The following is an 18869-nucleotide window of genomic DNA, read 5'->3' on the forward strand; positions in this document are numbered from 1 at the left end:
ATGCGAATCACTCCAGCTTGGGCAGGACTCGGTCTGGCCACGCTCGCCACCGGACTGCTGTTCAGTACGCCGGCCACGGCCGACCCGACTGACCCCGGCTCTGAACGTCCGACGGCCGTCGACGCACTCCAGGCGAACCCGGAGGCGGCGCTCGACTCCGACGGACAGGCATTCACGGTCAGCCAGGTGATGACCGACCCGGACGGCACCACCCACGTGCGCGTCCAGCGCAGCTATCGCGGCCTCGAGGTCGTCGGTGGCGACATGGTCGTCCATCAGGCCGCGGACGGCACACTGGAGGCGGTCAGCCAGAGCCTGGAGCGGGTGCTCAACCTCGGCGTCAAGCCGACCGTGCACGGCACCACGGCCGAGCGTACGTCGCTCGCCGGGCTGCTCGACTCGATCACCGGACTGGAACTGCTGGAGAAGGCCACCCTGCTCATCGACGCCACCGGCGCCACCCCCACGCTCGCGTGGCGCGTCGTCACCGGCGGGATGCAGGCCAACGGCACCCCGAGCCGCCTGGCCACCTATGTGGACGCCAAGACCGGCAAGGTGATCCGCGAGGAGCAGCAGATCGTCAACGTGGAGGGCGAGGGCCACACGCTCTACAGCGGCACGGTGGACCTGCACGTCACCCAGTCCGGCTCGTCGTACACCCTGACCGACCCGGTGCACGGCAATGCCAAGGTGACCGACATGGGTAACGGGACTGACAGCATCCTGTGCACCCTGCTCGGCATCGGGTGCAGCAACGGGTCGACGATCACCAGCAGCGACCCCGTCTTCGGCAACGGATCGAACTCGGACCGGCAGACCGCTGCTGCGGACGCCGCCTATGGCCACGCGCAGACCTACGACTACTTCAAGAACGTCCACGGTCGCAACGGGATCTTCGGCAATGGCGCCGCGGCACCGAGCCGGGTCCACTACGGCAACAACTACGCCAACGCCTTCTGGGACGGCGAGAAGATGACGTACGGCGACGGCGACGGCGTCAACGTCGGTCCGCTGGTCTCGCTCGACGTCTCCGGGCACGAGATGAGCCACGGCGTCACCGAGAACACCGCCAACCTGACCTACTCCGGTGAGTCGGGTGGCCTCAACGAGGCGACCTCGGACATCTTCGGCACGATGGTCGAGTTCCACGCCAACAACTCCGTGGACCAGGGCGACTACTACATCGGTGAGCAGTTCGACCTGAAGAACGGCGTCGGCTTCCGCCGGATGGACAAGCCCAGCACGGACGGCAACTCCCAGGACTGCTGGACCACCGGCACCAAGAACCTGGACGTGCACTACTCCTCGGGCGTGGGCAACCACTTCTTCTATCTGCTCGCCGAGGGTTCGGGCGCGAAGACGATCGGCGGCAAGGCGCACAACTCGCCGACCTGTGACGGGTCGACGATCAACGGCATCGGCCGCGAGAAGGCCGCCGCCATCTGGTTCCGCGCGCTGACGACGTACTTCACCTCCAGCACCAACTACGCCCAGGCCCGCACCGCGACGTTGAACGCGGCCAAGGACCTGTACGGCGCTGGCAGCACCGAGTACAACGCCGTCGCCGCGGCCTGGACCGCGGTGAATGTGAACGGCTGAAGCCTCGCTCAGAGCGAGGTGTGCAGCCGCACCTGCTTGACCTGCACGGCGCCGTCGCCGTGCAGGTCAAGTTCGCGGTGGGCCGAGTCCGGCGCCCAGCCGGACTCGGTGAGGAAGCCACGCAGTACGTCGTCGGTGGCGTTCACCCAGACCACCGCGCGGGTGAACCGGTCCGCGGCCAGGGTGTCGGCACAGGCCTGCAGCAACCGGGATCCGTGCCCGCGACGCCGCTCGGCAGGGTGCACGTGGAACTCTCCGACCTGGCCATCGGCGACCGGATCGGCGTCGGGGTCGCCGGCAGGGGAGGTGACCGCGAAGCCGACCACCCGGTTGCGCTCCAGCGCGACCAGCACCCGGTTGCGCGCGTCACCGGGGCGACCCAGCGCCTCGGACCAGGTGCGTGCGAAGTCATCGGTGTCGAGCCCGGCCAGCACGTCTGCTGGCAGCAGGTCGGCGTACACCTGGCGCCAGGCGGCCACCTGGACGCCGGCAATGCCCGCGGCGTCGTCGCGCCAGGCGATCCGGACGGAGACGTCGGCTGAGGGGCGGTCCATGCCGGCCATCCTGACAGGTGGTTGTCGCTCCCGGCGGCCCCGGGCCGGACATCTTGTTACGCACGCCCTCGTCGGGTGGACAAATTCGTAACAAGGACTGTTACCCTCGTCACATGTACGGCAACGACTTCTCGACCCCTGTCACCGGGGAGCAGGGGACAGAGTCGTTCCGTCGGGTCCTGGCCGATGGTGGCCGGATCGAGCCCCGCGACGAGATGCCCGAGGGCTACCGTCGCACCCTGGTCCGCCAGATCGCCCAGCATGCCCACTCGGAGATCATCGGGATGCAGCCGGAGGGCAACTGGATCTCCCGGGCGCCGAGCCTGCGGCGCAAGGCGATCCTGATGGCCAAGGTCCAGGACGAGGCAGGGCACGGGCTCTACCTCTACGCGGCTGCGGAGACGCTTGGTGTCGACCGCGCGGACCTGCTCGACCAACTCCACGACGGCCGGCAGAAGTACTCCTCGATCTTCAACTACCCGGCGCTGACCTGGGCCGACACCGGCGCCATCGGCTGGCTGGTCGACGGCGCAGCGATCGTCAACCAGGTGCCCCTGTGCCGCTGCTCCTACGGCCCCTATGCGCGCGCCATGGTCCGGGTCTGCAAGGAGGAGTCGTTCCACCAGCGGCAGGGCTTCGACATCCTGCACACCTTGGCCCACGGCACCCCGGCCCAGAAGGCGATGGCCCAGGACGCGGTCGACCGCTACTGGTGGCCGAGCCTGATGATGTTCGGTCCTCCCGACGACGACTCGCCCAACTCGGCACGCTCGATGGCCTGGGGGATCAAGCGGTTCAGCAACGACGAGTTGCGCCAGAAGTTCGTCGACATGACGGTGCCCCAGGCGCAGGCCCTCGGCCTCACCCTGCCCGACGACACGATCGCCTGGAACGACGAGCGCGGCCACTACGACTTCGCCACCCCCGACTTCGCCGAGTTGTTCGACGTCGTCGCCGGCAAGGGCCCGTGCAACGCCCAGCGGATCGCACACCGGGTGCAGGCACATGCCGACGGCGCCTGGGTCCGCGAGGCCGCCGCGGCGTACGCCGAGCGGCAGGCCACGCAGGAGGGTGCCGCATGAACCGCGAACCGTTGTGGGAAGTCTTCATCCGTTCCCGGCGCGGCCTCTCCCACGTCCACGCCGGATCACTGCACGCCGCCGACGCCGAGATGGCGCTGCGCAACGCCCGCGACGTCTACACCCGCCGTCAGGAAGGCGTCTCGATCTGGGTCGTCCCCTCGGCCCAGGTCACCGCGAGCAGCCCGGACGAGAAGGACTCCTTCTTCGACCCTGCAGCGGACAAGGCCTATCGCCACCCGACCTTCTACGAGGTCCCCGAGAGGGTGCCGCACCTGTGACCACCCGGCTCCACCCCGACACCGCCACCTATGCACTCGCGCTGGCCGACGACGCCCTGGTCTCGGCCCAGCGACTGGGCTGGTGGATCAGCCGGGCACCGATGCTGGAGGAGGACGTGGCGCTGGCCAACATCGGCCTCGACCAGCTCGGCCAGGCCCGCGCCCTGCTCTCGTACGCCGGCACTGCCGACGGGCGTGACGAGGACCAGTTGGCCTACTTCCGCGACGAGCGCGAGTTCCGCAACGTCTGCCTCGTCGAGCGGGAGCAGGCGGACTTCGGGGTGACGATGGCACGCCTGCTCGTCCTCGCCACCTGGCAGCACACGCTGTACGACGCGCTGCGGGGGAGCAGGGACGCCACCCTGGCCGCGGTCGCGGCCAAGGCCGTCAAGGAGACCGCCTACCACCTCGACCACGCCCGCTCCTGGGTCGTGCGGTTGGGGGACGGGACGGAGGAGTCCCACCGGCGCATGCAGGCAGCGCTGGACCACGAATGGCCGTGGCGCGAGGAGCTCTACGACAGCTCCTTCGTCGCGGGAGAGTTGATCGAGTCAGGCGTGGCTGTCGACCCGGCCGCCCTGCGGACATCAGTGGAGGAACAGTTGGAACAGGTCCTGGCCACCGCCACCCTTGCCGTCCCCGACGTGCCACCGGTCATTTCCCGGGGCCGCAGCGGACTGCACACCGAGTCCATGGGCTACCTGCTCGCCGAGATGCAGCACCTTGCCCGGTCCCACCCGGGAGCGACGTGGTGAGCGCCCCCAGCATGGTCCGCACCCGTGCCTGGTCCCTGGTCCGCTCCATCCCCGACCCGGAGATGCCGGTGGTGACCATCGAGGACCTGGGCATCCTGCGTGACGTCGTGGAGCACGACCAGGGATCGGTCCACGTGACGATCACCCCGACCTACTCGGCCTGCCCGGCGATGGAGACGATCCGCGATGACATCATCCGGGTGCTCACCGAGGCCGGCTTCTGGCATGTCGACGTCGAGTTCGTGCTGGCCCCGGCCTGGAGCAGTGACTGGGTGACGCCGCTCGGTCGCACCAAGCTGGCCGCCAACGGGATCGTCCCGCCGCAGCGGGCCCCGGGCGCCCGTGGTCAGGCCGCCAGCGATCCGGTGGCGCTGCCCCTGGGTGCCCGGTGCCCGCGGTGCGACAGCAGCCGGACCAGGGAGACGAGCCGCTTCGGGGCCACCTCCTGCAAGGCGCTGTGGGTGTGTCGCGACTGCCTGGAGCCGTTCGAGTCGTTCAAGGCCATCTGAATGGCAGGCCCCGCCACCAGCCACGCCCTGCTGGTGGCCCGGGTGGAGCCGCTTGCCGAGGACGCGATGGCGCTGACCCTCGACGTACCCCCGGAGCTGGCCGACGCCTTCGCCTTCGAACCCGGCCAGCACCTGACCCTGTGCTGCGCCGACGGCGTACGCCGCAGCTACTCGATCTGCGCGAGCCCGGCCGCCGGCCAACTGCAGGTCGGCATCCGGCAACTTCCTGACGGCTGGTTCTCCACCGGCGTGCTGCCGCACCTGCACCCGGGCGACACGCTCGAGGTGATGACGCCGACCGGCCGGTTCGTTGCCCGCCCGGAGGTCGGTGCCTGCAAGGAGTACGTCGCGATAGCGGCCGGCTCGGGGATCACCCCGGTGCTGCCGATCGCCCGGGCCCTGCTCGAGGGCGAACCTGCCTCCCGGGTGACCCTGGTCCAGGCCGACCGCACCCATGCCTCGGCGATGCTGCTGGACGAGGTCCACGAGGTGAAGGACCGGTTCCCGGACCGCTTCCGGGTGGTGCACGTGCTCTCCCGCGAGCAGCAGGAGGCCGAGCTCCTCTCCGGACGGCTCGACGGCGAGCGGCTACGGCAGCTGGCCGCGACCCTGATCGACGTCGACACGGTCGACGAATGGTTCCTGTGCGGTCCGCAGGCGATGGTCGTCGACCTTGCCGCGACCCTGGCCGACCTCGGGGCCACCCGGGTGCACACCGAGCTCTTCCATGCCGAGCCCGGCCCCAGACAACCGGGGAAGGTTGGCGCCGCGGTGGATGAGGGGAGCGGGGCGGCGGAGTGCGAGGTCACCATCCGCCTCGATGGACGCAGCACCACGCTCTCCCTCGACGGCGCCGGTGAACCGGTGCTCACCGCGGCACTGGCCCGCCGGGGCGACCTGCCGTTCGCCTGCCGCGGTGGTGTCTGTGGCACCTGCCGCGCCCGCGTGGTCGAGGGCACGGTGGAGATGGAGACCAACTGGGCCCTGGAGCCCGATGAGGTCGCGGCGGGGTACGTGCTCACGTGCCAGGCCCACCCGACCTCGGCCAGGGTGGTCCTCGACTACGACGGCTGAGGCCGCGGGTGGATCAGCGGTAGCGCTCGGGCAGCGCCTCGCCGATCTTCCGCTGCGGCTTGGGCAGGCGCAGGAAGCGCATGTTCACCGCACGCATCACGGCGTACCAGACCACGCCCTTGAGCGACTCCTCAGGGAAGCGGGCCCGCACCTCGCGCCGCACCCGGAACCGGAGCCAGCCGATGTCGAGGATGACCAGGATGATCGTGACGATCCACAGCGTGGAGGAGAAGAGGCGCATGTTCTCGCCCAGGACCCCCGTGCCGAGGATGATGATCAGCAACAGCATCGGGGCCAGCAGTTCGGTGAAGCCCAGGCGCGAGTCCACGAAGTCGCGGATGAAGCGGCGTACCGGCCCCTGGTCGCGGGCGGGGAGGTACTTCTCGTCGCCCGACTTGAGCGCCTGGCGGACCTGGCGGCTCGACTCGACGCGCATCTCGCGCTGCTTCTTGCGCATCGCCTTGGGGTCCTGGGCGAGCTTGGCGCGCTCCCGTGCCGCGGCCTCGGCCTCCTTGCGGGTCGGCGTCGGTCGGCCCTTGCTGCCGGGGCGCTCGGGGCGGGGCTCGGTCTGCGCGGGCACTTCTTCGGTGGTCTTGCGACGGAACAACTCAGGCGGCCTTTGTCGGGAGGGGATGCGGCGGTCGGCCCAGCCTACCGCGCCCCCGCCTGTCGCCCGGCTTGGCGTTTGGCCCTAGGGTTGACGGGAGAAAGAGCCATCCCGACCAGACAACACACGTCGTACGACGACGAACCAGAGGGGATCCGCATCCGATGAGCCTGTGGCAGCGATTCACGATGATCTTCAGGTCCAAGGCCAACGCCGCCCTGGACAGGGCCGAGGACCCGCGCCAGACGCTGGACTACAGCTACCAGCGGCAACTGGAACTGCTCTCCAAGGTACGCCGTGGCGTGGCCGACGTGGCCACCAGCCGCAAGCGCGTCGAGTTGCAGATCAACCAGCTCGAGCAGCAGCAGGCCAAGCTCCAGTCCCAGGCGCAGAAGGCGTTGGACATGGGCCGCGAGGACCTCGCCCGTGAGGCGCTGACCCGCAAGTCCGCCCTGACCAGCCAGATCAACGACCTCAAGGTGCAGCACGCGAACCTGCAGGGCGAGGAGGAGAAGTTGACCCTGGCCCAGCAGCGACTGAACGCCAAGATCGAGTCCTTCCGCACCCGCAAGGAGACGATCAAGGCCAACTACACCGCTGCCGAGGCCCAGACCAAGATCAACGAGGCGCTCTCCGGCATCGGCGAGGAGATGGGCGACGTCGGGATGGCGATCCAGCGCGCCGAGGACAAGACGGCCAGCATGCAGGCACGTGCCGGCGCCATCGACGAGTTGCTCGCCAGCGGCGCACTCGACGACATGTCGAACCCCGGCGGACAGGACGACATCGCCCGCGAACTGGAGTCGATGAGCTCCCAGGCCGACGTCGAGGCCGAACTCGCTGCCCTCAAGGGTGGCGGCGCGGCCCCGCAGGCCATCGACGCACCTGCCGCCGAGGGGGACATCCTCCGTGCCGAGGGGCAGAAGGTCGAGGAGTCGAACGGGGGCCAGGCATGATCGTCAGGATCCTGGGCGAGGGCCAGTTCGACGTCGCCGACAGCGCCAACGACCGACTCAACCGTCTCGACGAGGCGGTCGAGGCCGCCGTCGAGTCGGGTGACGAGACGGCCTTCCGGGCCGCCCTCGGCGAGCTGCTCGAGGTGGTCCGCAACATCGGCAGCCCGCACGACGCCGAAGGGCTGGAGACCTCCGACGTGGTGCTGCCGCCGGCAGACGCCACCATCGACGAGGTCCGCGACATGCTCAACGACGATGGCCTGATCCCCGGGTGAGCTGACCGCACGTGGCGCATTCGAGATTCATCAAGGATCGTGGCCTCACCTTCCGGATGACGGTCACCATGTTCTTGCTGGGGGCGCTCTTCGTCGTCTTCATGGTGGTCCTGATGGGCGCCGCATGGGGTTCGGGCAACGCCGGCCTGGTCCCGATCATCGGCGTGATCGGGCTCGGCATCGCCTTCTACCAGTGGTGGAGCTCGGACAAGGTCGCGATGCGGGCGATGCGCGCCCGCGAGGTCTCCCCGGCCGAGGCCCCCGAGTTGCACGGCATGATCGACCGGCTCTGCGCCATGGCCGACATGCCCAAGCCGCGGGTGGGCGTGGCCGACATGGACCTCCCCAACGCGTTCGCCACCGGGCGCTCGCCCGAGCGCGCCGTGGTCTGCGTGACCACCGGCATCCTGCGCACCCTTTCGGCCGAAGAGCTCGAGGGCGTCCTGGCCCACGAGCTCTCCCACGTGGCGCACCGTGACGTGATGGTGATGACCGTCGCTTCCTCGGCCGGGATCGTGGCCGGCATGATCACCCAGTCCATCCAGTACGGCGGACTCTCGCTGCTCGGCGGGCGGGGCCGGAGCAACAACAACAACAACGGTGCGCTGCCGTTCTACCTGGTGGCGATCCTGGTCAGCCTCATCGTTTACGCGGTCAGCTTCGTGTTGACCCGGATGCTCTCGCGCTATCGCGAACTCTGCGCGGACCGGGCTGGTGCCTACCTGACCATGAAGCCTGCCGCACTGGCTTCGGCGCTGCAGAAGATCACCGGCGAGATGGCCGCTATCCCGCAGAAGGACCTGCGCGCCACCGGCGCGATGAACGCGTTCTTCATCGCCCCGGCGATCAGCGGTGCGAGCCTGAAGACGCTCAGCTCCACCCACCCCTCGCTGGAGCAGCGCCTGGAACAACTGGCGCGGATCCAGGCCGAGCTCGGAAGGCAGATGGGCTGATGGGCTTCTGGAGTTCCGTGCTGGGCCGTTCGAAGCAGGCGCCGGCGAAGCTCGACTCGCTCTTCATGGTGCCCAGCGCCGCGGTGACCCTGCAGACGGCGGCCGGCCTTGCCCCGACCGGGACCGGGTCGGTCTGCTATCGGGCAGTGGTCGGTGCCGCCTTTTCCCAGGCGCAGGAGGAGATCGTCTCCCTGCTCAACGACGCCCCGGACGCGCCTGCGGTCGAGGTGAGCACGGACTCCTACGGCTACACCTGGCTGGTGGTGCACCGTGACCCCGAGGACACCGCAGGGTTGTGCACCGACCTGCACGCGGTCAACACCATCCTCGAGCAGCAGGGGTTCGGCAGCGGCCTGCTCTGCTCCCTGATCTCCTTCGCGGACGCATCGGGGCGCCGGGCCGGACTGGTCTACCTCTACAAGCAGGGCACGTTCTATCCGTTCGCCCCGCAGGACACCGACGGGCAGCGCCGCGACAACCTGCTCGAGATCCAGGTCCGCGACACACTCGCCGCCGAGTTGCCGATGGAGAAGGAACTCTCCCGGTGGCTGGCCCTCTGGGGCGCACCCGGCCTGTGAGGGACACCAACCGCTAGGGTTGGCGCCATCCAAACGGGGAAAGGTGCCTGGCGTGTTCGCGTTTCTCATCATCGGTGCCGTCGGCATCCTGCTCCTGGTCTTCTCGCTCGTCCTGGGCGACCTGCTCGACGGTCTCTTCGACTTCGGCGGTGACCTCTTCTCCGGTGCCGCACTGGCTGGCTTCCTCGGCGCCTTCGGGTTCGTCGGCGCGTTGGCCTACGACAGCACTGACAACCTGATCGCCTCGATGGCGATCGGCATCGTCTCCGGCCTGGTCGTCGGCGCCGGCGCCGGCTTCGCGTCGTACCGGCTCAAGCAGGGCGGCGACGAGGCCAACGTGCGCACCGGTGACCTGACCGGTCACCCCGGCACGGTGATCAGCACCATCCCCGACGACGGTTATGGCGAAGTCTCCATCGTGGTCGCCGGTCACATCACCAAGCTCAACGCCCGCGCCGAGGGCGGACTCGCGACCGGTACGCCGGTCACCATCACGGCCATCCTCTCCGCCACCGCGGTGCTCGTCGAGCGCCGCGCCTGATCCCACCCAGGAGTCCCCATGTCCCCGACCCTGCTTGCCGTCGTCGGCATCATCGTCCTGCTGGTCCTGCTCGGGGCCCTGGTCACCACCCGCTACAAGGTGGCTGGTCCCAACGAGGCCTTCATCATCACCGGCCGCAAGGGCAAGGCGGTGAAGAACCCCGAGACCGGACAGATCTCCACCGACCTGTCCGGCCAGAAGGTGGTGATGGGTGGCGGTGTCTTCGTCATCCCGTTCGTGCAGAAGGCACACACGCTCGACCTCTCCTCGCGCCGGATCATGGTGCAGATCCGCGGGGCCATCTCCGGCCAGGGGGTCAAGCTCAACCTCGAGGGCGTTGCCATCGTCAAGGTGGGTGGCAACGAGGACTCGATCCGGGCTGCCGCCCAGCGCTTCCTGACCCAGCAGTCCGAGGTGGAGACCTTCACCCAGGAGACCCTGGCCGGGTCGCTGCGCTCCATCGTCGGATCGCTGACCGTGGAGCAGATCATCCGTGACCGGGCCGCCTTCGCCCAGCGCGTCGCTGACGAGGCCGAGGCCTCGCTCACCGGCCAGGGGCTGGTCCTGGACACCTTCCAGATCCAGGACATCACCGACGACGGCTCCTACCTGGCCGACCTGGGCCGCCCCGAGGCAGCGAAGTTGATCCAGATCGCCTCCATTGCCGAGGCGGAGGCACGGCAGGCCTCCGAGCAGGCCCGGATCGCGGCCGAGCAGGAGATCGCTATCGCGCAGCGGGAGTTGGCGCTGAAGGAGGCCGAGATCAAGGCCGAGACCGATGCCGCCCTGGCCACTGCTGCCGCGGCCGGCCCGCTGGCCCAGGCCGATCGCGACCAGGCCATCCTGGCCGAGCAGGAGAAGGTCGCCGAGCGCCAGGCCGCGCTGAAGGAGCGCCAGCTGGACACCGAGGTCCGCAAGCCCGCCGACGCCGAGCGCTACCGGGTGGAGACCGAGGCGGAGGGGCGTCGCAACTCGCAGGTCTTCGACGCTGACGCTGCCAAGCTGGCCGCGATCGCCAAGGCCGAGGCCGAGGCCGAGCGTGACCGGCTCACCGGTGTCGGTGAGAAGTCGCGGCGTGAGGCGCTCGCCGAGGCCGAGGCGATCGAGGGCGCCAAGCGCGGTGAGGCCGAGAAGGCCCGTCGTGTCGCGGAGGCCGATGCGGTCCGTGCCGAGGGTGAGGCAGAGGCTGCTGCGATCCTGGCCCGCGGTGAGGCCGAGGCCGAGGCGATGAACAAGAAGGCGGAAGCGTTCGAGCAGTACAACGACGCGGCCGTGCTGCAGATGCTGATCGAGATCATGCCCAAGGTGGCCGGCGAGGTGGCGGCCCCGATGTCCAACATCGACAAGCTGACCATCGTCTCCACCGAGGGCGCCGGCGAACTGCCCCGGCAGGTCACCAACAACATGTACCAGGTCATGGAGTTGCTCAAGAACATGACCGGGGTTGACGTGGAGCGGATGCTCCAGGGGTTCGCCCAGCGCGCAGAGGGCGAGCCGGGGCAGGACGCCCAGGGCGACGTCGTACCCCTCGGGGAGGCCTGAGGCCCCGGCCGCCTCAGTCCTTCGCCGCGGTCCGGCCGGGCAGGTCGAGCATCCGCTGCAGGGCGACGTCGGCCTCGCGCATGGTCGCGGGATCGACCTCGATCACGTTGACCTCGTTGCCCTCGACCAGCGACTCCAGGGTCCAGACCAGGTGCGGCAGGTCGATCCGGTTCATCGTGGAGCAGAAGCAGACGGTCCGCTCGAGGAAGGCGATGGACTTGTCCGGGTGGGCGTCGGCCAGGCGCTTGACCAGGTTGAGCTCGGTGCCGATCGCCCAGCTGGAGCCGGCAGGCGCCGCCTCGATGGTCTTGATGATGAACTCGGTCGAGCCGACGTAGTCAGCCTTGGTCACTACCTCGTACTTGCACTCGGGGTGGACCAGGATGTTGATCTCGGGATCCTGGGCGCGCAGCTCGTCGATCACGTCGGGGCTGAACCGCCCGTGCACCGAGCAGTGGCCCTTCCACAGGATCATCTTCGCCGCGCGCAACTGCTCGGCACTGAGCCCGCCGCCGGGCAGCAGCGGGTTCCACACCACGCAGTCGTCGAGGGAGAAGCCCATCTTCAGCACGGCGGTGTTGCGGCCCAGGTGCTGGTCGGGGAAGAAGAGGACCTTCGCGTCCTCCTTCTGCTCGAACGCCCACTCCAGGGCGACGTCGGCGTTGGACGACGTACACACGGCGCCGCCGTTGCGCCCGCAGAACGCCTTGATGTCGGCGCTGGAGTTCATGTAGGTGATCGGCACGACCCGGTCCTGCACCCCGGCATCGGCCAGCGCGTCCCAGGCGTCCTCGACCTGGCCCAGGCGGGCCATGTCGGCCATCGAGCAACCGGCTGCCAGGTCGGGCAGGATCACCTTCTGTGCCGGCGAGGTGAGGATGTCGGCCGACTCGGCCATGAAGTGCACACCGCAGAAGACGATGTATTCGGCCTGCGGACGCGCCGCCGCGTCGCGGGCGAGCTTGAAGGAGTCGCCGGTGACGTCGGCGAACCGGATGACCTCGTCGCGCTGGTAGTGGTGGCCGAGGATGAAGACCTTGTCACCGAGCTTCGCCTTGGCCGCCTCGGCACGCGCGACCAGGTCCGGGTCGGAGGCCGGCGGCAGGTCGCCGGGGCACTCGACGCCACGCTCCGCGTCGAGGTCCTTGTCCTTGCCGAGGGGGAGGAGGGGGAGTTCCACGGTGGTCATGCGCCCCATCCTAGGCCCGCCCCCTTCTGCTCAGAGCAGCGAGCCGTGGTGGATGTACGGCGCAGGCGGCTTCATCCCACGCAGGCACAGGTAGCCGCCCTGATGGATCGAGAGGCGCGCCGCCACGGCGACGTCGAGTGCCCACGCATTCACATCGGTCAGGTGGGCGATCTCTAGGGGCACCTCGGGGGAACTGGCGGCCAGCGCCTCCCAGGCCAGGTCCACAGCAGTACGCCGCGTGGTGGCGGCGAGCAGCACCGGCGCGCCGGTGGCGTCGACGTACGCATACCCCTGGCCACTCGGACGATCCGCGACCAGCAGGCGGTATTGGGCCAGCAGCAACTCGTGGTCGCTCAGGTGTGCGGCGCCCCGGGTGCGCCGATCGAGTGAGTCGAGCAGGTCGACGTCGCCGGCGCTGCCCTCACGGACCCGGTCGACCACCGGCAGCACGCTGCGCTCAACGGTCCCGCGCACCTGCATCTGCGGGTGCAGGGTGAAGCCGGCCAGGCGATAGCGGCGCACCGCGGCCGGATCGGCGGAGGCAGCCAGCATTCCCCGCAGGCAGTGCTCGCCGTGCTGCATCGAGGCAGCCAGCAACTGGGCACCGATGCCCCGGCCCTGCAATTCCGGGGAGACGGCGAAGGACGACAGGATCCACATCAGTTCCCGGACCCGGGAGATCGCGCAGCCGACCACCTCGGAGTCGACCTCGGCCACCCAGCAGCCGCCCGGATCGGTGCGCAGGGTGTGCCGGGTGCGACGGATCCAGTTCGCTCCCGCTGCGGCGGTGCGTTGCTCGGGCACCGGGAGTTCGCGGGGCATCAACCGCTGGTCGACCAGGTGGAAACTGAGCGCAGTGAGACGCTCCATGGCCTCCAGGTCATCCTCGCGGGCAGGGCGGATCAGCATGATGGCTCAAACCATGCCAGATCCGGTGGCGCCGGGCCCCGGGTGCAGGATGGGGCCATGCGTGTCCTCATCGCCCCGGACAAGTTCGCCGGCACCCTGACCTCCCTGGAGGCGGCCGAGGCGATCGCGACCGGCTGGGCCGAGCATGCGCCCGATGACGAACTCGACCTGTGCCCGATGGCCGACGGCGGCCCGGGGTTCGTCGACGTACTCCACGCCGCCCTGGGCGGGGAACTCCTCGCGGTGACGGTCCGGGGGCCGTTCGACTCCCCGACACCGGCCACCATCCTGGGTGTCGGGGACACCTTCTATGTCGAGTCCGCGCAGGCCTGTGGCCGCGACCTGGTCGGCGGCCGGGATGCGGAGCGGGCCAACACGTACGGCGTGGGCGAACTGCTGGCGCGTGCCGTCGACGCGGGTGCCCGCACCGTCGTGGTGGGCCTGGGCGGTTCGGGGACCAACGACGGGGGAGCGGGCCTGCTCGCGGCGCTCGGCGCGGTGGGGGACGAGCCGCTCGACCAGGGGGTGGCCGGGCTGATCGGCCTCTCCACCCTGGACCTGTCCGGGGCCGCGGACAGGGTCGACGGCGTACGCCTGGTGGTCGCCAGCGACGTGGACACCGTGTTGACCGGGCTCTTCGGCGCCACCAAGACCTTCGGCCCGCAGAAGGGGATCAGCGAGGAGCGACTGGTTGCTGTCGACGCGATCCTGACCGAGTACGCCGCGGTGGCCGGTCGGCGGATGGCGCTGGAGAAGGGCGCGGGCGCGGCCGGCGGACTGGGTTTTGCGCTGATGTTGCTCGGCGCCACCCGTACGCCGGGCATCGAACTGGTCGCCGACGCGGTCGGCCTGGCCGAGCGGGCGCGCCGGGCGGACCTGGTGATCACCGGCGAGGGCGCCTTCGACTTCTCCAGCCGCTCGGGCAAGGTGCCCCACGGCGTCGCGACGATTGCCGGCGAGGCGCTGCGCCCGTGCGTGGCGCTGGCCGGGCAGGTGATGATCGGGGCGCGCGAGATGCGCGCGCTGGGCATCGAGTCGGCGTACTCGGTGGTGGACCTGGTCGGCGCCGGGCCGGCGTTCGCCGAGCCGGGCCCGTCCCTGGCCCAGCTCGCCCGGCGGGTGGCGCGCTCCTGGTCCCCACAGTGAGGTTCGCAATGATTCGGTCGCAGCTGGGGGAATAACCACGCGTGTGGGAGGATTGGGTCCATTGAAGAGCCAAGATTCCTTGGGCGACACCTGATTGGGAGCAGAGATGACTGAGCAGCTCGACACGGCCGGCGAGCACCGCACGGACCAGATCAACCTTTCGTCGGTGGCGGCGACCAAGGTGAAGAGTCTCCTCGAGCAGGAGGGCCGCGATGACCTGGCCCTGCGGATCTCCGTGCAGCCCGGTGGCTGCTCGGGCCTGCGCTACCAGCTCTTCTTCGACGAGCGGAGCCTCGACGGCGACGTGGTCACCGACTTCGACGGCGTCAACGTCGTGGTCGACCGGATGAGCGTTCCCTACCTCAACGGTGCGGTGATCGACTTCGTCGACACCATCGAGAAGCAGGGCTTCACGATCGACAACCCCAACGCCACCGGCTCGTGTGCCTGCGGCGACTCGTTCCACTGAGCCGAAGCGGCACAGACGAAGCAACACAGACGAAGCAACACAGAGGAAGCAACACAGACGAAGCCCCCGCCGAACATCGGCGGGGGCTTCGTCATGGGTGCCCGGCGCGCGGGTGAGGGAGGGGCCCAGGGAGAGGGGCTTGCGCGCCGGAAGTCTCAGTCGAGGTGCAGGTGCAACCCCGAGGCGAGGTGGGCTGCCCGGTCCGAGACCTGCCACTGGGTCGGCGGGTGCTCGACGGGGGCCGCGGCGCGGTCGACGGCCCGGGGTGCGGGGATCCGCAGGCGGGCACCGACGGCCCGGCAGTCGGCGTGCATCTGGGTGGGCGTCTCGGCCTCTGCGTACGGCGTGCTGCTGCCGGCAAGAATGCTCATGACGTCGACGCTATTCGTTACCAATTGGTACTCCAACCGGTACCGACTAGTAGTGTTCGGCAACATGTCACTGCTGATTGCGGGCTCCATCGCGACCGACCACCTGATGACCTTCCCGGGCAAGTTCTCCGACTCGCTCGTGGTCGATCAACTGGACAAGCTGAGCGTCTCCTTCCTGGTCGAGGACCTCGAGGTACGCCGCGGTGGCTGCGCCGCCAACATCAGCTTCGGGCTCGGCAACCTGGGCCTGCGCCCGATCCTGGTCGGCGCCGTCGGCGAGGACTTCGCCGACTACCGCGCCTGGCTGGAGCGGCACAACGTGGACTGCGACTCGGTGCACGTCTCCGAGACCCGGCACACCGCCCGCTTCGTGTGCACCAACGACGCCGCCCACGCCCAGATCGCCTCGTTCTATGCCGGGGCGATGAGTGAGTCGCGTGAGATCGAGCTCAAGCCGATCGTGGACCGCGTCGGCGGTCCGGACTACGTGCTGATCGGGCCGGACGACCCGGAGGGGATGCTGCGCCACACCGACGAGTGCCGCTCGCGCGGCTACCGCTTCGTCGCAGACCCGTCCCAGCAACTCGCCTTCGGCGAGGGGCCGCTGATCCGCCAGCTCATCGACGGTGCGCACATCCTCTTCTCCAATGAATACGAGGCCTCGCTGATCACCCAGAAGACCGGCTGGTCCACCGAGGAGGTCCTGGACCGGGTGGGCACCTGGGTGGTGACCCTGGGCGCCGCGGGCGTCCGCATCGAGCGCAAGGGCGAGGAGACCATCACGGTCGCCGCGGTCCCCGACGTACAGGCAGTCGAGCCCACCGGCGTCGGCGACGCCTTCCGTGCCGGCTTCCTGGCGGCCCTGACCTGGGACCTGGACCTCACCCGCGCGGCCCAGTTGGGCTGCCTGCTGGCAGTGCACGTGGTGGAGCAGGTCGGCACCCAGGAATACACGCTGGGCCGGGCGGCCTTCCTGCAGCGCCTCGAGGACACCTACGGTGCCGAGGCGGTCAAGGACATCGAGCCGCACCTGGTCACCATCCGCGGCTGACGCGGGGCGGGGGTCAGCGGGCGTCGGTCCGGCGGACCAGGAAGACCGGTACGCCGTCGTCGGCGGTGGCCTCCCCGGCGTACTCGTGGCCCCGCATCCGGCACCACGCCGGTACGTCGATCCGTGCGGCGACGTCCGTGGCCGCGACCCCGATGAGCTGGCCGACCGCCACGTCGCCGATGTGGCGGGCGAGTTCGATGATGGGTGCCGGGCACCGCATCTGCCGGCAGTCCAGTTCCAGCCATTCCTGGGCCCCCGGGGCGCCGTCCGTTCCGTTCACAGCCCGGCCTCCGCACGCAGGTCGCGTACGACGTCGGGCAGCGCGGCCAGGAAGGCGGCCACGTCCTCCCGGGTGGCATCGCGGGTCAGGGAGAGGCGGACGTTGCCGTGGGTGAGCACGCCCATCGCGGCCAGGACATGGCTCGGTTCCAGCGCGGAGGAGGTGCAGGCGGACCCGGAGGCGATCGAGAAGCCGCGCCGGTTGAGCTCGCCCACCAGCGCTTCGCCGTCGACGTAGAGGCAGGAGAAGGTGACCAGGTGCGGCAGGCGGTCGTCCGGGTCGCCGACGACCTCGACGTCGGGGACGGTGCGGGCCACCTCGGCGCGGATCTCGTCGATCAGGGCCGCCTGGTGGGCCGCGGTCTCCTCGCGCTCGGCGACCACGGCCTGGAGTGCGGCTGCTGCGGCGAGTGCAGCGGGGACGTTCTCGAAGCCGGTGCCGTGCTCGTCGACCCGGTCGTCGCCGGGGAACGGGTTGCGCCACCGGGTGCCCTTGCGGACCAGGAGTGCCCCGACGCCGGCCGGGCCTCCCCACTTGTGCGCCGAGACCGCGGCGGCGGCCCACCCTTCCGGGAGCGCGACGCGGCCGGCCGAAGCGCACGCGTCGGTGAAGAGCGGAGCGTCGGTGGAGGCGGCCACCTCGGCGACGGGCTGGAGGGTGCCGACCTCGTGGTTGGCGCTCTGCAGGGCGATCACTCCGACCGGCTCGTCGGGCAGGCCGGGCTGGACGCGTCCGGTGGCGTCCACCTCGATCCGGGCCACCCGGCCGCCGCGGGCCTCGTGCCACCTGCCGGCGTGCACGACCGAGGAGTGTTCGACCGCGCTGTGCACCAACAGGTCGCTGGTGCGGGTGCGGGCGGCCAGCAGGCCGAGCACGCCCAGGTGGACGGCGTGGGTGCCGCTCGGGGTGAAGGTCACCTCGTCGGCACGGACCGCCAGGCAGTTCGCGATCACCTCGCGTGCGTTCTCGAGCATCAGGCGGGAGTTGCGGGCCTGGTCGTGCAGGCGGCGGGGGTCGGCGTACCCGTGTTCCAGGGCGGCCAGGAGCGTGTCACGGGCCGCCGGATGGAGCGGCTCGGAGGAGGCGGAGTCGAAGTATCGGGAATCAGCCACGAGGGTTGGGCTCCGAGGTTTTGCTCACAGCCGGGAACATACCCGTGCCCTCCTGCCCCAACCCGGCTCGGGGTCCGCTAATGTTCGTTGTAATTCCGTGAAGTCTTAGAGAGAGGCTCGTTCGTGGGTCTGCAACTCCCGAAGCGTGTCCAGCGGGTGGCAGCTGGCACGATGCTGGGTTCCAGCCTCCTGCTCGTTGGTTCCTGTTCCGCCGAGGACAAGGCCCAGGCAGAGCGCTGGGCCATGCCGGCGACGTCGCCTGCCACCGAGCAGGCCGTCCACATTGCCGAACTGTGGAAGTGGGCGTGGATCGCGCTGCTGATCACCGGTGCCGTGGTCTGGTTCCTGATCTTCTTCGCTTCCTGGCGCTTCCGGCGCCGCAGCGAGGACGAGATCCCGGTGCAGACGCGCTACAACCTCCCGGTCGAGGTCTTCTACACGATCTTCCCGGTGATCATGGTCCTGGTCTTCTTCTTCCACACCGTAGAGGTGCAGAACAAGATCCTCGAGCACGACCCGGACCCGGACCACGTGGTCCAGGTGGTCGGCCAGCAGTGGTCGTGGACCTTCAACCACAGCGATGACCCGAAGGACCTGGAGGGCCCGGTCCACTACACCAGCGGCACCGCCTCCAAGATCCCGACGCTGGTCCTCGAGGTGGACAAGACCACCGAGTTCAAGCTCTCCTCGCCCGACGTGATCCACTCGTTCTGGATCCCGGCGTTCCTGATGAAGATGGATGTCATCCCCGGCCAGGCCGGTGAGGAGCGCAACTCCTTCCAGGTGACCCCCACCAAGGTCGGCACCTTCAAGGGCAAGTGCGCCGAGCTGTGTGGCACCTACCACTCCCGGATGCTCTTCGATGTCAAGGTCGTCACCGCTGACGAGTACGCCGCCTACCTGGCGCAGCTCGAGGCCGACGGCTTCACTGCAGACGCGCCGCTTCTCGGTGGTTCGGACGCCGTCACGCAGGCAAATGCCAACACCAACCACGGAGGCGAAGAGTGACCGCCACTGCCGCACGGCCATCCACTGATGT

The 18869-nt window shown here is 69.5% G+C and carries 23 protein-coding genes; 16 read left to right on the plus strand and 7 right to left on the minus strand.

Annotated elements, in window-relative coordinates; all coding sequences use genetic code 11:
* A complete protein-coding gene (locus Q9R27_RS04260; protein ID WP_311251093.1) occupies positions 1 to 1599 on the plus strand; it encodes a M4 family metallopeptidase in 1599 nt (532 codons plus the stop codon).
* Between the two features lie 8 nt (positions 1600 to 1607).
* Here the strand turns inward: Q9R27_RS04260 and Q9R27_RS04265 are convergent, their stop codons facing one another.
* Positions 1608 to 2153: a GNAT family N-acetyltransferase gene (locus Q9R27_RS04265; protein ID WP_311251094.1), complete on the minus strand. Its 546-nt coding sequence runs from the start codon at positions 2151 to 2153 to the stop codon at positions 1608 to 1610.
* Positions 2154 to 2266: 113 nt separating this feature from the next.
* On the opposite strand from Q9R27_RS04265, the gene paaA reads away from it, so the two are divergent.
* Genes paaA through Q9R27_RS04290 form a run of 5 tightly spaced genes read left to right on the plus strand, consistent with a single transcriptional unit; the run spans position 2267 to position 5851 of the window.
* Positions 2267 to 3235 (plus strand): 1,2-phenylacetyl-CoA epoxidase subunit PaaA, encoded by a 969-nt coding sequence (paaA, locus tag Q9R27_RS04270; protein WP_311251095.1) that lies wholly within the window; start codon positions 2267 to 2269, stop codon positions 3233 to 3235.
* Positions 3232 to 3513 (plus strand): 1,2-phenylacetyl-CoA epoxidase subunit PaaB, encoded by a 282-nt coding sequence (gene paaB / locus Q9R27_RS04275; RefSeq protein WP_311251096.1) that lies wholly within the window; start codon positions 3232 to 3234, stop codon positions 3511 to 3513. Before paaA ends, paaB begins: the two co-directional genes overlap by 4 nt.
* Positions 3510 to 4268, plus strand: coding sequence for a 1,2-phenylacetyl-CoA epoxidase subunit PaaC (gene paaC / locus Q9R27_RS04280; protein WP_311251097.1), 759 nt, complete (start codon positions 3510 to 3512; stop codon positions 4266 to 4268). The genes paaB and paaC overlap by 4 nt, the downstream gene beginning before the upstream one ends.
* Positions 4265 to 4777 carry a 1,2-phenylacetyl-CoA epoxidase subunit PaaD gene (gene paaD, locus Q9R27_RS04285; protein WP_311251098.1) on the plus strand — a complete coding sequence of 171 codons (513 nt, stop codon included), beginning with the start codon at positions 4265 to 4267 and terminating at the stop codon, positions 4775 to 4777. Before paaC ends, paaD begins: the two co-directional genes overlap by 4 nt.
* On the plus strand, positions 4778 to 5851 hold the full coding sequence (locus tag Q9R27_RS04290) for a 2Fe-2S iron-sulfur cluster-binding protein (protein WP_311251099.1): 1074 nt from the start codon (positions 4778 to 4780) through the stop codon (positions 5849 to 5851).
* Between the two features lie 13 nt (positions 5852 to 5864).
* Here Q9R27_RS04290 and Q9R27_RS04295 read toward each other — a convergent pair whose 3' ends face one another.
* Positions 5865 to 6458: a DUF3043 domain-containing protein gene (locus Q9R27_RS04295; protein WP_311251100.1), complete on the minus strand. Its 594-nt coding sequence runs from the start codon at positions 6456 to 6458 to the stop codon at positions 5865 to 5867.
* Positions 6459 to 6622: 164 nt separating this feature from the next.
* Here Q9R27_RS04295 and Q9R27_RS04300 point away from each other — a divergent pair, with 164 nt between their 5' ends.
* The 6 genes from Q9R27_RS04300 to Q9R27_RS04325 are packed head-to-tail and all read left to right on the plus strand — an operon-like array spanning position 6623 to position 11303.
* Positions 6623 to 7414 carry a PspA/IM30 family protein gene (locus Q9R27_RS04300; protein ID WP_311251101.1) on the plus strand — a complete coding sequence of 264 codons (792 nt, stop codon included), beginning with the start codon at positions 6623 to 6625 and terminating at the stop codon, positions 7412 to 7414.
* The gene (locus Q9R27_RS04305) at positions 7411 to 7689 is read left to right on the plus strand and encodes a PspA-associated protein PspAA (protein ID WP_311251102.1); all 279 of its coding nucleotides are present in this window, start codon (positions 7411 to 7413) and stop codon (positions 7687 to 7689) included. The genes Q9R27_RS04300 and Q9R27_RS04305 overlap by 4 nt, the downstream gene beginning before the upstream one ends.
* An 11-nt stretch (positions 7690 to 7700) precedes the next feature.
* A complete protein-coding gene (gene htpX, locus Q9R27_RS04310; protein ID WP_311251103.1) occupies positions 7701 to 8642 on the plus strand; it encodes a zinc metalloprotease HtpX in 942 nt (313 codons plus the stop codon).
* Positions 8642 to 9220: a PspA-associated protein PspAB gene (locus Q9R27_RS04315; RefSeq protein ID WP_311251104.1), complete on the plus strand. Its 579-nt coding sequence runs from the start codon at positions 8642 to 8644 to the stop codon at positions 9218 to 9220. The genes htpX and Q9R27_RS04315 overlap by 1 nt, the downstream gene beginning before the upstream one ends.
* Positions 9221 to 9272: 52 nt before the next feature.
* The gene (locus tag Q9R27_RS04320) at positions 9273 to 9761 is read left to right on the plus strand and encodes a hypothetical protein (protein WP_311251105.1); all 489 of its coding nucleotides are present in this window, start codon (positions 9273 to 9275) and stop codon (positions 9759 to 9761) included.
* A gap of 18 nt (positions 9762 to 9779) precedes the next feature.
* On the plus strand, positions 9780 to 11303 hold the full coding sequence (locus tag Q9R27_RS04325) for an SPFH domain-containing protein (RefSeq protein WP_311251106.1): 1524 nt from the start codon (positions 9780 to 9782) through the stop codon (positions 11301 to 11303).
* 13 nt (positions 11304 to 11316) lie between these two features.
* On the opposite strand, the gene nadA is transcribed toward Q9R27_RS04325, so the two are convergent.
* Both nadA and Q9R27_RS04335 read right to left on the minus strand, forming a co-directional pair.
* A complete protein-coding gene (nadA, locus tag Q9R27_RS04330) occupies positions 11317 to 12492 on the minus strand; it encodes a quinolinate synthase NadA (protein ID WP_311251107.1) in 1176 nt (391 codons plus the stop codon).
* A 30-nt stretch (positions 12493 to 12522) separates the two neighbouring features.
* A complete protein-coding gene (locus Q9R27_RS04335; RefSeq protein ID WP_311251108.1) occupies positions 12523 to 13401 on the minus strand; it encodes a GNAT family N-acetyltransferase in 879 nt (292 codons plus the stop codon).
* A gap of 57 nt (positions 13402 to 13458) precedes the next feature.
* On the opposite strand from Q9R27_RS04335, the gene Q9R27_RS04340 reads away from it, so the two are divergent.
* Both Q9R27_RS04340 and erpA read left to right on the plus strand, forming a co-directional pair.
* Entirely contained in the window at positions 13459 to 14547 is a 1089-nt protein-coding gene (locus tag Q9R27_RS04340) for a glycerate kinase (RefSeq protein ID WP_311251109.1), read from the plus strand.
* Between the two features lie 106 nt (positions 14548 to 14653).
* Positions 14654 to 15016 carry an iron-sulfur cluster insertion protein ErpA gene (gene erpA, locus Q9R27_RS04345; RefSeq protein WP_311251110.1) on the plus strand — a complete coding sequence of 121 codons (363 nt, stop codon included), beginning with the start codon at positions 14654 to 14656 and terminating at the stop codon, positions 15014 to 15016.
* 155 nt (positions 15017 to 15171) lie between these two features.
* Here erpA and Q9R27_RS04350 read toward each other — a convergent pair whose 3' ends face one another.
* Positions 15172 to 15387, minus strand: coding sequence for a hypothetical protein (locus Q9R27_RS04350; RefSeq protein WP_311251111.1), 216 nt, complete (start codon positions 15385 to 15387; stop codon positions 15172 to 15174).
* 64 nt (positions 15388 to 15451) lie between these two features.
* Here Q9R27_RS04350 and Q9R27_RS04355 point away from each other — a divergent pair, with 64 nt between their 5' ends.
* Positions 15452 to 16438 carry a carbohydrate kinase family protein gene (locus tag Q9R27_RS04355; protein WP_311251112.1) on the plus strand — a complete coding sequence of 329 codons (987 nt, stop codon included), beginning with the start codon at positions 15452 to 15454 and terminating at the stop codon, positions 16436 to 16438.
* A gap of 13 nt (positions 16439 to 16451) precedes the next feature.
* On the opposite strand, the gene Q9R27_RS04360 is transcribed toward Q9R27_RS04355, so the two are convergent.
* Together Q9R27_RS04360 and Q9R27_RS04365 are read right to left on the minus strand one after the other, a co-directional pair.
* Positions 16452 to 16718: a sulfurtransferase TusA family protein gene (locus Q9R27_RS04360; RefSeq protein ID WP_311251113.1), complete on the minus strand. Its 267-nt coding sequence runs from the start codon at positions 16716 to 16718 to the stop codon at positions 16452 to 16454.
* Positions 16715 to 17830 carry an aminotransferase class V-fold PLP-dependent enzyme gene (locus Q9R27_RS04365; RefSeq protein WP_311251114.1) on the minus strand — a complete coding sequence of 372 codons (1116 nt, stop codon included), beginning with the start codon at positions 17828 to 17830 and terminating at the stop codon, positions 16715 to 16717. Before Q9R27_RS04365 ends, Q9R27_RS04360 begins: the two co-directional genes overlap by 4 nt.
* Positions 17831 to 17953: 123 nt before the next feature.
* On the opposite strand from Q9R27_RS04365, the gene coxB reads away from it, so the two are divergent.
* Entirely contained in the window at positions 17954 to 18838 is an 885-nt protein-coding gene (gene coxB, locus Q9R27_RS04370) for a cytochrome c oxidase subunit II (RefSeq protein WP_311251115.1), read from the plus strand.
* Positions 18839 to 18869 lie beyond the last annotated feature (31 nt).

This window comes from Nocardioides sp. AE5, assembly GCF_031844485.1.
In the GTDB taxonomy this organism is placed as follows: domain Bacteria; phylum Actinomycetota; class Actinomycetes; order Propionibacteriales; family Nocardioidaceae; genus Nocardioides.